The sequence below is a fragment of the Halorubrum halodurans genome (assembly GCF_002252985.1).
Classification (GTDB): domain Archaea; phylum Halobacteriota; class Halobacteria; order Halobacteriales; family Haloferacaceae; genus Halorubrum; species Halorubrum halodurans.
On sequence record NZ_NHPJ01000077.1, the window covers coordinates 1 to 12,982 of the forward strand.

The window sequence follows — 12,982 nt, forward strand, 5'->3', positions numbered from 1 at the left end:
GCTCCGTCTCCCCGGCCGCGCTCGCGTTCGCCCGCGACGTGGTCGGGGACGTCGAGACGGTCGCGCTCGCGTCGATCGCGGCCGGGGAGACGGAGCTCGACCGCTTCGACGCGCTCTGGTGGCACGCGTACGAGCCCGTGGGCGACCCGGCGACGGTCGCCGACTGCGCCGAGCCGATCCGCGCGTTCCTCGCGGACGGCGGCGGACTGTTCTGCTCGGCGCGGGCGCTCGCGCAGGTGAGCGCGCTCGGGATCGACCCGGTCCCGCCGGACGCGACCGGGACCGAGGAGGTGGCGGACCCGGTCGGGCCGCTGTGGCACCCCCTCTACGAGGGCCACCCCGCGGTCGACGGACTCGACGGCCTCCGCCACCACATCCGTCCCGCGGGCTCGACCGCCCCGTACGCCCGGTACGAGGACGTGCTCCCGGAGAACGCGGACGTCCTGGCGTCCACCTACCGCGGCGTCGAGGACGTCCCCTCGGAGGTGACCGTCCTCCAGTGGCGGGTCGGTTCGGGGACCGTCATCGGGGTCGGCGTCGGCATGGAGTTCGCCCAGCACGACGACGCGACCACCGAGGCGACCCGCGAGCGCTTCGCGGCCGACGTGGTCCGCTGGCTGGCCGGGGACAGCGAGTACGACACCGCGCTCGCGACGGGGCGCCCGAAGAGCGGCCGCGAGCTCGAGCGCCACCGCGACGCCCTCTCCGGCGACCGCGACCGCCCCGCCTACCACGTCACCCCGCCGGCCAACTGGCTCAACGACCCGAACGGGATGATCCACCACGACGGGACCTACCACCTCTTCTACCAGTACAACCCGGCCGGACCGTACCACGGCGCGGTCCACTGGGGCCACGCCGTCAGCGAGGACCTCGTCCGCTGGGAGGACCGGCCGGTCGCGATGTCGCCCGACCCGAGCGGGCCGGACCGGGACGGCTGCTGGTCCGGGTGTGCGGTCGCCGTCGACGCGATCGAAGGCGACGGCGGGACGGGACGGGTCGTCCCCGCCGGCGACGACGCCGATGCCCCGATCGCCGCGGACGACGCCGATTCCCCCGTCGCCGCGGGCGACGCCGACGCGGTGTACGCGCTCTACACGGGGGGGCGCGACGGGTGGCAGCGGCCGTGTCTCGCGACCGCGACCGACGACGACCTGACGCGCTTCGAGCCGGACCCGGCCAACCCCGTGATCCGGTCGCCGCCGACCGAGCTGGACCTGCTGTCGACGGCCGGCGAGCCGGCACACTTCCGGGACCACTGCCTCTGGTACGAGGACGGCCGCTGGCACCAGCTGATCGGCGCGGGGCTCCAGGACCGCGGCGGCGCGGCGGTGCTGTACACGAGCCGCGACCTCCGCGAGTGGACCTACGAGGGCCCCGCCCTCGTCACCGAGGAGGCCGATCCCGGCGTCGTCTGGGAGTGTCCGGAGCTGCTCCGCTTCGCCGACGGCGACCTGCTCCACGTCTCCGACTACGAGGACGTGCGGTACTTCCTCGGCGCGTTCGACGCCGAGGCCGGTCGGTTCCGGGTCCAGGATCGAGGGATCCTCGATCCCGGCGCGTTCTACGCGCCGCAGTCGCTCGCGGCTCCCGACGGCCGGACGATAACGATCGGCTGGCTCCGGGAGGAACGGTCGGCCGCGAGCGGGTGGGACGCCGGCTGGTCGGGGGCCATGAGCCTCCCGCGCGAGATCGCGGTCGTCGACGGCGAGCTCCGCCAGCGACCCGTCGAAGCGGTCGAGCGGCTCCGCGAGACGCGGCTCGTCGACGACCGACTGACCGTTGGTGCGACCCCCGAACGGCTCGACGCGACCGGCGAGACGTTCGAGCTCCGGGCCCGACTCGACCCCGACGACGCTCCCGGATCGGCCGTCGCGTTCCGCGTCCGCGAGTCGCCGGACGGCGCGGAGCGGACGACGGTCCGGGTCGGGAGCGACCGCGTCGTCGTCGACCGCTCGGAGAGCAGCCTCGACCGCGACGCGCGGGACGCGCCGGTCGGCGTGACCGTCGACGACCTGGAGCGTCCCCTCGACGTGCGCGTCTTCGTCGACGCGAGCGTCCTCGAACTGTTCGTGAACGGCCGGCGGGCGCTCGCGACCCGGATCTACCCCACGCGCCACGACGCGACGGGGATCTCGGTCGTCGCCGACGACGACGGCGGGGAGAGGACGAGGACCGATCCCGCGGGGAGGTCGGACGCCGGCGCCACGGGGACGTCGAACGACGATCCGGCCTGCGTCGATGTCGACGTCTCGATGTGGCGGATGGAGGGCGCGTGGCCGGCGGTCGGCGGCGGGAGCCGCCGGGACGACCCCCGGTAGCCGACCGGACGCTCGGGCCACCCCTTTTATCCCCCCGCGGCGTCCGTCTACATCCAATGACGAAGGCGGCGGACGACGAACACGCGGCGAGACAGCGGTACGACCCGACCGCGGACCACGCGTTCCCCGACGGCCGGGTCAACGAGATGCTCGAGCGGATCGAAAGCGATCCGGAGATCACTACGTACCTCGAGGCACAGAACGTCAACGCCGTCGACCGGAAGGGGTACAACGACCACGGCACGAAACACGTCGAGATCGTTCGCGACCGCGCGCTGCGGCTCTACGACCTGCTCAAGGCGGGCGCCGTCGAGTTCAACGGGGCCCGCCAGCAGGGACTCGACGAGGCCGACGAGCCGGTGATACTCGCGCTCGCGGCGACGCTCCACGACGTCGGCCACGTCGTCCACCGGGACCGCCACTCCTACTACTCGATCCCGCTCGCCGCCGACGTGCTCGACCGGCTGCTGCCCGAGTTCTACGACGTCGCGGAGCAGGTGCGGATGAAGGCCGAGGTGCTCCACGCGATCCTCTGTCACCACACCGAGGAGGAGCCGCTGACGCGGGAGGCGGGCGTGATCCGGATCGCCGACGGCCTCGACATGGAGCGCGGTCGCTCGCGGGTCCCCTACGAGAAGGGCGGACGGGGGATCAACACCGTCTCCTCGCAGGCCATCGAGTCGGTGATCCTCCACCCCGACGAGGAGCTGCCCGTCCAGGTCGAGATCCGGATGAACAACGCCGCGGGCGTCTATCAGGTCGACTCGCTTTTGAAGGCCAAAGTGGAGGGGTCGATGCTCGAGGACCTCGTCCGGATCGTCGCGATCAACACGAAGGAGAACGGCGAGGGGTCGCTCGTCGAGCGGATCGAGCTGTAGGCGGCGGGGTCGGCTGAGGAGCGCCCGCGGGCGAAATCCAGCAGGGACCGCCGGCTCGCTCGGCCTTTACTACGTGGACCCCATTCGCCGAGCCGGTACTCGATCGTGGCCCGCTTCGGCAACTCGATACGGCTCCTCGGCGACGCGGAGTTCGCCTCGCTCGCCGGGACCGCCTTCGCGCGCAGCCAGGCGTACTCGACGATCCTCATCGCGCTCGCGCTGTACGCCGACCTCTTCGGAACCACGGGCTTCATCGAGGGGCTGTTCGGCACCGCCTTCGCGGCCGTCCAGCTGCTCGTCGTCCTGCCGCTCGGCCGGGCGGTCGACACGGGCAACGCCAAGCGGTTCCTGCTGGCCGGCTTCCTGATCAACGTCGGCGTCTTCGTTGGGTTCGCGTTCGTCTCGAACCCGGTCCACGTGATCCTCGTCCGGATGGTCCAGGGGCTCGGCGCGAGCGTGCTCTGGATCACCGGCGCGACGATCATCGGCGAGATCAGCCCCGACGACGAGCAGGGGCTCTGGCTCGGCTCGTACAACCAGTTCGCGTCGGTGTCCTCGCTCACCGGCGACCTCCTCGGCGGCTACCTGCTGTACGCGTACGGGTTCACCGAGACGTACGCCGTGCTCACCCTGATCACGCTCGGGAGCTTCCTCCTCGTCTACCGCTTCCTGCGGGACGATCCGGGGGGACAGACCGACCCCGAGGCGGTCGACGGCGTCGAGACGTTCCGGTCGCTGCTGGCGCTGCCGATGCTCCGCTCGCTCGTCGTCTTCCGGTTCACCTTCAGCGTCGGCAAGATGGCCGTCATCATCTTCCTCCCCATCTACGCCCGGACGACGTTCGACATCTCCGCGTTCGCGATCGGGTGGATCATGGCCGGCGGGAAGGCGACGAAGGCGGTCACGCAGGGGTTCGTCGGCGACCTCACCGACCGGTACGGCAGGCGGCACGCCTTCGTGGCGATCGGGGCGCTGCTGTACGGGGTCGGCACCGCCGCGATCCCGCTCGCGACGTACTTCGAGGGGACCGTCGATCCGGTCACGATCTCGTATCTCGGCGACGCACAGACGCTCGGGGGGGCCTTCTTCGCGCTCTTCGCGGCCTACTCGCTGCTCGGCGTGGCCGACTCGATCCGGCTGCCCGCGAGCATGTCGCTGTTCGTCGACGAGGGCGAGCGCCACGACTCGGTCGCCAGCTCGATGTCGCTGCGCTCCATCTCCTGGAAGGTCGGCCAGGTCGTCGGTCCGGTGCTCGTCGGCGCGACGATGGACGTCACCAGCACCGAGACGGGGTTCCTGCTCGCGGCCGGATTCATCGGGTTCGCCACGACGCTGTTCGTCGTCCAGGCGCGCCGGGCGGCCGCGGCCGAGCCGGGCGGGACGTGAGCGACGGTCGAACGGGAAGCGGCTGACGGAGCGTGAGCGACGGCCGGACCGGAATCGATTTGCGCGCGGCGGCGGTACCGCGACCATGAGCGACAGCGAGGACCTCGCCGACCTGCGGACCGGCGCGGACTACCAGTTCGGAGCGGGAGCCGGCCGGGCGCTCTTCCCGCCCGACGAGCCGGTCACGATCCGCCGGTCGAGCGGCGGCCGCCCCCGGCAGGTCATCGCCGGCGACGTCGACGACACGCCGGGCAGCGCCGAGGGCGACCGGGTCGTCACCTACGGCACCGACGGCCGGTTCACCCTCGGCGAGGTCGGCGCGCGGCGGCTCCAGCGGCACTTTCCGGCGCCCGCCAGCCGGGTCGTCGTCGGCGAGGAGAGCGAGCCGTTCGTCCGTGAGGGGCGGAACGCCTTCGCGAAGTTCGTGGCCGCGGTCGACGAGGGGATCCGCCCCGGCGACGAGGTGCTCGTCGTCGACGGCGACGACGCCCTCTTCGCCGTGGGACGCGCGGAGCTGTCCGGGGCCGAGGCGCTCGCGTTCGACAGCGGGGTCGCGGTGAAGGTCCGTCACGGCGTCGCCGGCGACGGCGCGTAGACGGCCCCGGTCAGAACACGACCGACAGGCCGAGCGCCTCGACGAGCGAGACGCCGGCGAGCAGCGACCCGATCAGGTAGCCGCCGATCGCCCCGCCGTTGAGCAGCGGGAGGCCGGCGTGCGGGCGACCCTTCATCACCCAGCGCAACAGGACGAGCAGCCCGACGAGCGTGCCGGCCATCGCGAGCAGCGCCGGGAGGTTGAGGCCGATGACCGGGACCGAGAGCGCCGCGGCCGGCGAGAAGGTGGCCGCGCTGGCGACCATCACCGCCGGGATGACGGCGTCGCCGAGCCCGATGAAGAAGGCGTCGCGCTCGCCGTCCTCGGGGGCGGCGGTGACGCTCTCTGCGGCGGCGTCGGCGTCCGCGCCGGGGGCGTCGTCGCCGTCGGCGGCCGCGTCGCCGGGGGCCGCCTCGCCCTCGTGAACGTCGTTCGCGCCCTCGCGGTCGTCGTCGAGAAGCGAGTAGGAGAGCGAGAGGGGGATGACGAGGACGACGGGGATGTTGAGGTCCATCACGCCCTCCGCGAGCGAGAGCATGTGTTCGGTGCCGTACACCGATATCGCGTCGTAGACGGCGAGGAAGCCGAGGAGAACGAGCGCCGGCAGGATCCCGAAGGAGATCCCGAACAGCCCGGCGGCTCCCGCGCCCATCAACACCCCGGCGGCGTCGACGACGTACCACTCGGGATGGACGAGCAGGCCGACCGCGACCGCGACCGCGGGGATCGCGGCGAGAAGCGGGGGCGCGAACGCGGAGAAGACGTACCACGAGAGCCACGCGGAGACGCCGACGATGAGCAGCCGGATCGCCCAGTCGAACTCGTACCGGAACGCCGCGAGCATCAGCCCCGTCATGAGGAGGATGGCGACGATGTACACCAGGCTGTTCGTCGGGTCCTGCGGGTCCTCGACGGGCTGGTAACCGCTCTCGACGAACTCGGGGACCAGCGCCAGCGCGCCCAGTTGGACGACGAGGAAGAGGCCGACCGCGAAGGCGACGCCGCGGTACTCGCGGGGGAACATTCGAGCGAACGTACTCCACAGAGGCCTATCGTCCTTGCGCTTCGACGACGGCGTGACGCGGCGGGGTGACTCGGCGGCGCGCGACGACTCGAAGAGAGGGATCGTGTTCCACGTCCTTGAACGGGTCCGGGTGGTGGTGGTGGGAGCGGGTGGCCCGAACCCACGCCGACGGACGACGGACGGTGGAAGCGAGTGGTCGGGCCGACCATGCCCGAAACGGGTGGTCGGCCGGGTTCGCCCGCGGCGTTCGGACCGAAGGCCAAACGGGTGAAGAAGCTGTCGGCCGAATTATCCGCACTGATACTCGGGTGGCCGCGAGGGACGGCGGGAGGAGCGACGGGAACGAGCCACGAACCCCGGCGGGCCGGGGCCTGTGGAGCGGCGAAAGGCGAAGGGTGAAGACGGGAGGCGAGCGGACGGGAGACGGCGCCGAACAGCGGACCCCCAGGCTGTGTCGGGCCGTCGCCCGAGGTGGGACGGGCGCGGGTCGTTGTCGCCGAACTTCGACGAGAAAAGCGTCGAACCTCGGCAGCCTCCGGTACGGCGTGCTCGCGTATAAAACCACGGAGACGGAGCCGGGCCGGGTCCTCGTTCCCCCGCGCGGGTCAGGCGTCGAGCGCCAGCGACCGTCGAAGCGCCGCCTCCAGGTTGTCGAGCTCCTCGTCGAAGTTGCGCTTGAAGAAGGACTCGACGCCGGGGAGTTTCCCCTCGACGACGAACTCGTTCGCGAGCCGGCAGCCGTCGTCGGTCGCCGTGATGACGTGCTCGCCGGTCACTCGGAACGCGCTCGACTTCCCGATGAACTTCACCCGGTTCGGCGGGTCGCGTTCGACCTCCTCGGTGTCGACCGTGATCGTCGACCGGATCATCGGGACCGGGAGCCCAACGTGCCACGTCGCCGTTCCGTCGCCGTGGACCTCGAAGGTGTCGACCACGCTGATCGCTCCTGCGCGCTTCTCCGCGTCCGAGATGAACGCCCAGACCTCCTCGGCGGGCGCGTCGAACTCGAACGTCCGGGAGACTCGGACGGTCATGACTCCGGCTACGAACGGGGGGAGAATAAAAGGGAGGAGTCGCGGATCCGGTTTCCCGTCGACCGCTCCCGAGACCGCTCGGCACGGACCGGGTCCCGACCCCGTCTCAGCCGCGGCTCACGCGCCACGTCGTCGAGCGGGCGCGGCCCCACTTCTCGATCTCGACGTCGTCGGCCTTCTCGGCGAGGCGCGGGAGCCGGGAGCCGACCTGTTTGGCGGTGAGACCGATCGCGTCGGCGATCGTCTTCGAGCGGACGTATCGCTCGCCGCGGGTGACGCTGTCCGTGAGGTACGCGAGGATCCGCCGCTCCTCCTCGGTGTACTCGGTCATCGGTGGACGTTGGTGTCAGACGCGCTTAACGGTTTCTCGTCCGGCCGTCTCACTCGAACGCCTGGACGGCGACGACCGCCAACAGCGCGAAGACGAACGCGGCCGCGAACCCCCAGGCCTTGCCGTACTGGGTCGGGTGGCCGTACATCACGACCGCGCCGACGACGGCGACGGCCGACAGCGCGAGCGTCACGCCGATGCCCTTGTCGGACGCGATGGATCCCTCGGTCATACGAGTCGCTTCGCGGGTGGACACTTAGTTCATGCGAACCTGGCGATCCGCGGGACGGGCCGAACCCTCCGGAGGGGCTCGCCGCTCAGACGATGTCGACGTGGTCGGACGCCTCGTTGAGCGCGAGGTTCGCGGCGATCTCGGCGTTCCGCATGGCGTACTCGGCGGTGTGCTGGAGGCTGACGAGGACCTCGCGGGTCATCAACAACACCTCGTTGTCGAGGTCGTCGGGGAGCTCGGCGAGGATCTCCTGTTCGCGGTCCTCGATCCGGGCGAAGAGGTCGCGACACTCGACGGTGAGGTCGTAGTCGCGCTCGACGACCGCCCGGACCGCCAGCGCGGTGAGCTCGTCCACCTGATCCGTGAACTCGCGGATCTGCCGCATGGTAGCCTTGTCGACGTCGAGGGTGTGGCCGTCCGCCTCCATCACGATGTCGGCGATGTCCTCCGCGTTGTCGGCGGTGAGCTCGAGGTTCTTCGCCACGGAGCGGTAGCCGATGAGCGGGAACCCCTCCTCCAGCCCGACTGCGCGCGCGAGGTTCGGGTTCTGGTAGGCCGTGAAGATCAGCCGCAACAGGAGGACGAAGATCTTGTTCGCCTGCCGCTCGCGGTTGAGCGCGCGCTGGGCGAGGTCGGCGTTGCCGTGTGCGAGCGCCTTGACGGCCTCGCCGCGCATCGTCGAGCCGGTGTTCTCCAGCCGCTCGAGCAGGTTGTCGAGCGTGAAGTCCTCGGGGTCGACGGAACACCGGATCGAGATGTCCTCCGGCGTCTCCTCGATGACCCCGAGCCCCATGAGCTGCGTCTCCGCTTTGTACACCGCGTTGATGTGCTCGCTGTCGAGGGTCCCCTCGCTGCGGACGTGGATCACCCGCCGGCCGAGCACGTACTGGGCGACGACCGCCCGCTCGAGCGCCTGCGCGTCGAGGCCGTCGGCGTTGATCACCGCCTCCGACTCCTCCGAGCTCACCGACTCGGGCAACACCGTGAGCGTGCCCTTCCCGCCCATCCGCAGGGAGACCTCGTCACCCTTGTTCACGCCGTGTTCTTGTGCCCACTCGGCCGGGAGCGTCATCGCCAGCGTCGAGGGACCCAGACGCTGGACCTTCCGCGTTTCCATATCCCTCGGTATCGTGTGAGATACCTTAACCTTGTTCCTATGTTCATTATACGCTCGATCAAATATACAAGGTGATCGAACGTCAACGTGTACGCCGGCCGGCAGCGGGGTCGACCGCGATCCGGGGACGGTTCGGATCCGATCCGCGGGCTTATGTCCGTCTGCGTCGACGGGCCAGTATGACCGATCGGGTGCTCGTCGTCGACGACTCCTCGTTCCAGCGGACCGTCGTTCGGGACGCGCTCGAGGGCCCCTTCGAGGTCGTCGGCGAGGCGGAGAACGGCGTGGAAGCCGTGGAACTGTTCGAGGCGCACGAGCCCGACGCCGTGTCGATGGACGTCGTGATGCCGGAGATGACGGGCATCGAGGCGACGCGTGAGATAAAGAGCCGACGGCCGGACGCCGTGGTCGTGATGTGTACGAGCGTCGACCAGGAGGAGAAGCTGATGGAGGCGGTGAAGGCGGGCGCCGACGGTTACGTGACGAAGCCGGTCGACCCCGACGAGCTGGTTCCCGAGATACGGAACAACCTCCGGTGACCGGACACGCCGACCGGCCCGACCGGACCGCCGCGAGGGGCCGGCCGTCCGAGCGACGTCGGGGAGGGGATCGCCGCGACCTCACCCCGACCCGCGCCGGACCGACAGCCCGACGAGCGAGAGCAGCGCGACCAGCGCGACGACCGGCCCGAACCCGGACGCGCCGTCGTCGGTGAGCCCGCCCTCCCCGGCCGTCTCGTCGTCCCCCGCGCCGTCGGCGTCCGCCGACCCGTCGCCCGTCCCGGCGTCGCGGTCGACGGCCACCGTCGTCGAGGCCTCGTCGACCGGGCCGACGACGGTTACGGTCGCGGCGTCGGCGTCGCCGGACCCCGGAACGCTCACCTCGCGCGCGACCGTCGCCTCGCCGCCGGCGGCGAGACGGACCGACTCCGTCCCGACGGGCTCGCCGTCGACCCGGAACTCGACGTCCGAGCCCGCGGGGATCGACGCGTCGTTGGCGACGGTCGCGGCGACGACCACCGACCCGCCGGCCGTCACGCGGTCGGCGTCGACGGCGACGTCGCGAACGAGCACGTCCGCCGGGTCGGAGACGGCGACGCTGAGCGTCTCGCTCCCGACCCGAACCGCGTACTCGCCGGGCTCGGCGAACTCGCGGTCGAAGCCCTCCGTCGTCGCCTCGCCGGCGGCGAGCGTCCCGTTGCGAGCCTCGACCGTCCCGCCGTCGACCGACAGCGACAGGTCGTAGCTCCCCTCGACGCCCCCGGTGTTGGAGACGTCGACCGCGAGCGCGAGGGACTCCCCGGTGACGAGCCGAACCGGGTCGCGGTCGACGGTTCCGTTCCGGTACTCGCCGGTCACGCGGACGCCGTCGTCGGCGATCGCGTACCCGATCCGGGCGGGCGTCCCGCCGAACGCCTCCGCGTGGGCGTCGCGGTCCCACGCCTCCGGAGCCGCGGTCGTGGTGGTCCACCGTTCGGCCGCCTCGCGGACCGCGGCGGCGGCCTCCTCGTCGCCGCCCTCTCCGGCGGCCGACTCGACGGTGTCGAGGAACGCGCGGTTGGTGAGCGCGCCGGAGTCGTCGTTGAGGTCCCGGAAGACGGTCGCGAGCGACGCCCGCCCGTCGCTGGCCAGCCGGATCCGGCGGTCGATCTCGCCCGCGACGAGCGACCCCTTGGTGTAGTCGGCGTTCCGCCGCCAGGACCCCGGATCGGCGAGGACCGAGGAGCCGGCCGGGTCGCGCTCGCCGCGCGCCAGCGTCCGCTGGAAGTCGTCGAAGCCGATCGCGCCGCGGTCGAGCGCGAACAGCGCGGCGTAGTAGGTCGCGCTCGCCTCGGTGAACCACCTCACGCTCGGGTCGCGCTCGTACGTCTGTCGGGTGTGGACGTACTCGTGGGTCCACACGTCGTCGACGGTCTCGACCGGCTCCTCGTCGCGGACCCAGAGGTCGGCGTCGCCCCTCTGGAGCCCCCGAACCGCCCAGGAGACCTCGCCGGTCGGTGCCGCGATCGCGACCACCTCGTCGTCGACGCCGCCGACTCGGAGGGCGCTCGCCGCGCCCTCGAAGACGCCGAAGACGTCGTCGGGGGTCGCCTCCATCTCCGCCGCCTCGGGCACGATCAGCCGGTAACGCTGGTCGTCGGTCTCGCGGACGTACTCCTCGTACGGCCCGAGGAACGCCATCGCCTCGGAGGCGACGCCCTCGCCGGCGACGACGTTCTCGCGGTCGAACCGGAGCTGCGTCTCGCCCGTCTGTGACCACGCGACCCGGTGTCGCGGCGTCCGCACCAGCGCCCACTCGCCCGCGTCGACGAACCGGTAGGTCCCCCCGGTGGCCAGCGGTCCCGACTCCGGGGCCGAGACGTTCGCGTCCATCGCGTACGCCAGCGACGGCCGTTCGGTCTCGCCGTCCCACACCCACGTCTCCGCCCCGTCGGCGTCGTCGGCACGCTCGAAGCCGTCGGCCTCGATCGCGTCGTCGTTCGCGGTCAGCAGGGTGATCTCGAGACCGGTGACCCGGTCCGGGAGGTGTGCCGTCGTGGTGACGGCGACGGTCCCGGTCTCGTCGGTCGCGGAGAGTTCGCTCCGGAGGTCGATGGCGTCCTCGTCGCCACCGTCGGCGGCGCTCGCTCCCGACTGGGCGACGGCTCCCGTCGGGACGTTCGCGTCCGTCGACGCCGCGACGCCCGGACCGCCGCCCGCGACGACGACTCCGCAGAGCAGAAGCGAGACGGTCAGCAGGGCGGCGACGGCACGAACGCCGGAGACGGGCCTCGACCGATGCATGGCCGATAACCGTCCGTCCGCGGTTTAGTGTTGTCCCTCACCCGGTCGGCCGTCGCGGTCCGCACCCGGATCGAGAAAGGGGGGAGGGAGCGTGTGACGAGTCCCTCCACGACCACGTACGGCTGCGAGGAGTATAGTTATTGGCACCGGGTTCCGGATCCGCGGCGGGTTCCGGGCGTGGCCGGGCGGGAGCCGCGCCTCAGACGGCGTGAACGCGAACGGTCCAGAAGTCGCGGAACGCGTCCGCCAGGGCCGTCTCGGGGCGACCGGTGGCGTCGGTCACGTCCGTGTGGTCGGCGAGATCGCGGACCTCCCCGAGCACGCTCCGCTCGCCGACGACGACGGTCCGCTCGACCCCTCGTTCGGCCGCGTGGTCGGCGAGGACGTCGCGGGCACGCTCGAGGTGCTCGTCGATCTGGCCCTCGCGCCGGCGCTCGAAGCGTCCCTGCGAGAACCCGCCCTTGGAGTGTGCGCCCTTCACGTCGGAGGTGAACCCCTCGAAGTCGACCCGCTCGTCGCCCTCGTAGATCCCCGACGCGAACGTGTCGGAGCGAACCAGCGCGAACGCGAACCGGCCGGTCGGGCGGAACCACTCGTCTGGCAGCCGGGGCGCGTCCGCCCACCGGTCGAAGGGGTCCGGCGCCATCGGCGTCGAGAGCGCGGCGCTCACCGCGCCCGTGTCGTCGGCGACGACGACCGCGGGCGCGGCCCGCCGGACGAGCGGCGTGCGGTCGCCGAACTGGTCCGCGACGGTTCCCGGAACCGCGTCGTCGGGGACGAACGCGGTGAGCACTCCCTCCGGGTCGTCGCTTTCGACCCCGCGGAGCCGGCCGAGCACGTCGTCGAGGCGCCGGCCGTACGCGTCGCTCACGCGGCGGAACTCGGCGGTCTCCTCGGCGCCCTCGGCGCGCTCGACGCGGTCCTCCAGCGACTCGATCCGGCTTTCGAGCCGGTTGACGCGCTCCTCGGCGCGCTGGCGGTCCGCCACCGCGTCCGACCGCCGCTCCTCCTCGGCCGCCGCGCGCCGCTCCAGGTGGCGCTTCTCCTCCTCGAGTTCCGCGATCCGTTCTTTCAGCTCGGCGCGCCCGAGCAGCCGGTCGATCATGGAGGCAGGTCCCGCGCCGCCCTCAAAGGTGCGTCGACCGGCGACACGCGGGCGTCGAGTGGAGATATCCATCCGAGTGCGGTGGCGCGCCGGTGAGCGGTCGCCTGCGGCGACCGCGAATCCGACCGCGAGGGACGCGGTGAGCACTCGGAGAGTGCGAACCGCGAGGCTGGGGA

12 protein-coding genes are annotated in these 12,982 nt (G+C 71.7%); 5 read left to right on the top strand and 7 right to left on the bottom strand.

All coding sequences use genetic code 11. The features are described 5' to 3' along the window. The 4 genes from DJ70_RS07265 to DJ70_RS07280 form a co-directional block, all read left to right on the top strand. The coding region (locus DJ70_RS07265; protein ID WP_143420958.1) for a GH32 C-terminal domain-containing protein at positions 1 to 2,321 on the top strand (2,321 nt) is incomplete at its 5' end. Positions 2,322 to 2,377: 56 nt separating this feature from the next. Further along, positions 2,378 to 3,199 (top strand): HD domain-containing protein, encoded by an 822-nt coding sequence (locus tag DJ70_RS07270; protein ID WP_094531508.1) that lies wholly within the window; start codon positions 2,378 to 2,380, stop codon positions 3,197 to 3,199. 105 nt (positions 3,200 to 3,304) lie between these two features. Beyond that, positions 3,305 to 4,585 (top strand): MFS transporter, encoded by a 1,281-nt coding sequence (locus DJ70_RS07275; RefSeq protein ID WP_094531510.1) that lies wholly within the window; start codon positions 3,305 to 3,307, stop codon positions 4,583 to 4,585. Positions 4,586 to 4,670: 85 nt separating this feature from the next. After that, on the top strand, positions 4,671 to 5,180 hold the full coding sequence (locus DJ70_RS07280; protein WP_094531512.1) for a PUA domain-containing protein: 510 nt from the start codon (positions 4,671 to 4,673) through the stop codon (positions 5,178 to 5,180). A 10-nt stretch (positions 5,181 to 5,190) separates the two neighbouring features. Here the strand turns inward: DJ70_RS07280 and DJ70_RS07285 are convergent, their stop codons facing one another. The 5 genes from DJ70_RS07285 to DJ70_RS07305 form a co-directional block, all read right to left on the bottom strand. Beyond that, on the bottom strand, positions 5,191 to 6,204 hold the full coding sequence (locus DJ70_RS07285; RefSeq protein WP_094531514.1) for a presenilin family intramembrane aspartyl protease PSH: 1,014 nt from the start codon (positions 6,202 to 6,204) through the stop codon (positions 5,191 to 5,193). A 605-nt stretch (positions 6,205 to 6,809) separates the two neighbouring features. Continuing rightward, on the bottom strand, positions 6,810 to 7,238 hold the full coding sequence (locus DJ70_RS07290; protein WP_094531516.1) for a CoxG family protein: 429 nt from the start codon (positions 7,236 to 7,238) through the stop codon (positions 6,810 to 6,812). A gap of 106 nt (positions 7,239 to 7,344) precedes the next feature. Beyond that, entirely contained in the window at positions 7,345 to 7,569 is a 225-nt protein-coding gene (locus DJ70_RS07295; RefSeq protein WP_094531518.1) for a DUF7123 family protein, read from the bottom strand. 49 nt (positions 7,570 to 7,618) lie between these two features. Further along, positions 7,619 to 7,801, bottom strand: coding sequence for a DUF7525 family protein (locus DJ70_RS07300; RefSeq protein WP_066418014.1), 183 nt, complete (start codon positions 7,799 to 7,801; stop codon positions 7,619 to 7,621). 85 nt (positions 7,802 to 7,886) lie between these two features. After that, positions 7,887 to 8,918, bottom strand: coding sequence for a phosphate signaling complex PhoU family protein (locus DJ70_RS07305; protein WP_066418015.1), 1,032 nt, complete (start codon positions 8,916 to 8,918; stop codon positions 7,887 to 7,889). Positions 8,919 to 9,097: 179 nt separating this feature from the next. Between DJ70_RS07305 and DJ70_RS07310 the strand changes: the two genes are divergently transcribed. Next, on the top strand, positions 9,098 to 9,457 hold the full coding sequence (locus tag DJ70_RS07310; RefSeq protein WP_094531520.1) for a response regulator: 360 nt from the start codon (positions 9,098 to 9,100) through the stop codon (positions 9,455 to 9,457). A gap of 81 nt (positions 9,458 to 9,538) precedes the next feature. Here DJ70_RS07310 and DJ70_RS17325 read toward each other — a convergent pair whose 3' ends face one another. Both DJ70_RS17325 and DJ70_RS07320 read right to left on the bottom strand, forming a co-directional pair. Continuing rightward, positions 9,539 to 11,701, bottom strand: coding sequence for a hypothetical protein (locus DJ70_RS17325; protein ID WP_094531522.1), 2,163 nt, complete (start codon positions 11,699 to 11,701; stop codon positions 9,539 to 9,541). Between the two features lie 199 nt (positions 11,702 to 11,900). Continuing rightward, positions 11,901 to 12,806, bottom strand: a complete 906-nt coding sequence (locus DJ70_RS07320) for a Vms1/Ankzf1 family peptidyl-tRNA hydrolase (protein ID WP_094531524.1) — start codon at positions 12,804 to 12,806, stop codon at positions 11,901 to 11,903. Positions 12,807 to 12,982: the final 176 nt, after the last annotated feature.

Bases quoted from the DNA above. Each gene is read 5' to 3' on its own strand.
- DJ70_RS07310 (WP_094531520.1), top strand. From the start codon at position 9,098: ATGACCGATCGGGTGCTCGTCGTCGACGACTCCTCGTTCCAGCGGACC.
- DJ70_RS07320 (WP_094531524.1), bottom strand. From the start codon at position 12,806: ATGATCGACCGGCTGCTCGGGCGCGCCGAGCTGAAAGAACGGATCGCG.
- DJ70_RS07305 (WP_066418015.1), bottom strand. From the start codon at position 8,918: ATGGAAACGCGGAAGGTCCAGCGTCTGGGTCCCTCGACGCTGGCGATG.
- DJ70_RS07295 (WP_094531518.1), bottom strand. From the start codon at position 7,569: ATGACCGAGTACACCGAGGAGGAGCGGCGGATCCTCGCGTACCTCACG.
- DJ70_RS07285 (WP_094531514.1), bottom strand. From the start codon at position 6,204: ATGTTCCCCCGCGAGTACCGCGGCGTCGCCTTCGCGGTCGGCCTCTTC.
- DJ70_RS07270 (WP_094531508.1), top strand. From the start codon at position 2,378: ATGACGAAGGCGGCGGACGACGAACACGCGGCGAGACAGCGGTACGAC.
- DJ70_RS07280 (WP_094531512.1), top strand. From the start codon at position 4,671: ATGAGCGACAGCGAGGACCTCGCCGACCTGCGGACCGGCGCGGACTAC.
- DJ70_RS07290 (WP_094531516.1), bottom strand. From the start codon at position 7,238: ATGACCGTCCGAGTCTCCCGGACGTTCGAGTTCGACGCGCCCGCCGAG.
- DJ70_RS07300 (WP_066418014.1), bottom strand. From the start codon at position 7,801: ATGACCGAGGGATCCATCGCGTCCGACAAGGGCATCGGCGTGACGCTC.
- DJ70_RS17325 (WP_094531522.1), bottom strand. From the start codon at position 11,701: ATGCATCGGTCGAGGCCCGTCTCCGGCGTTCGTGCCGTCGCCGCCCTG.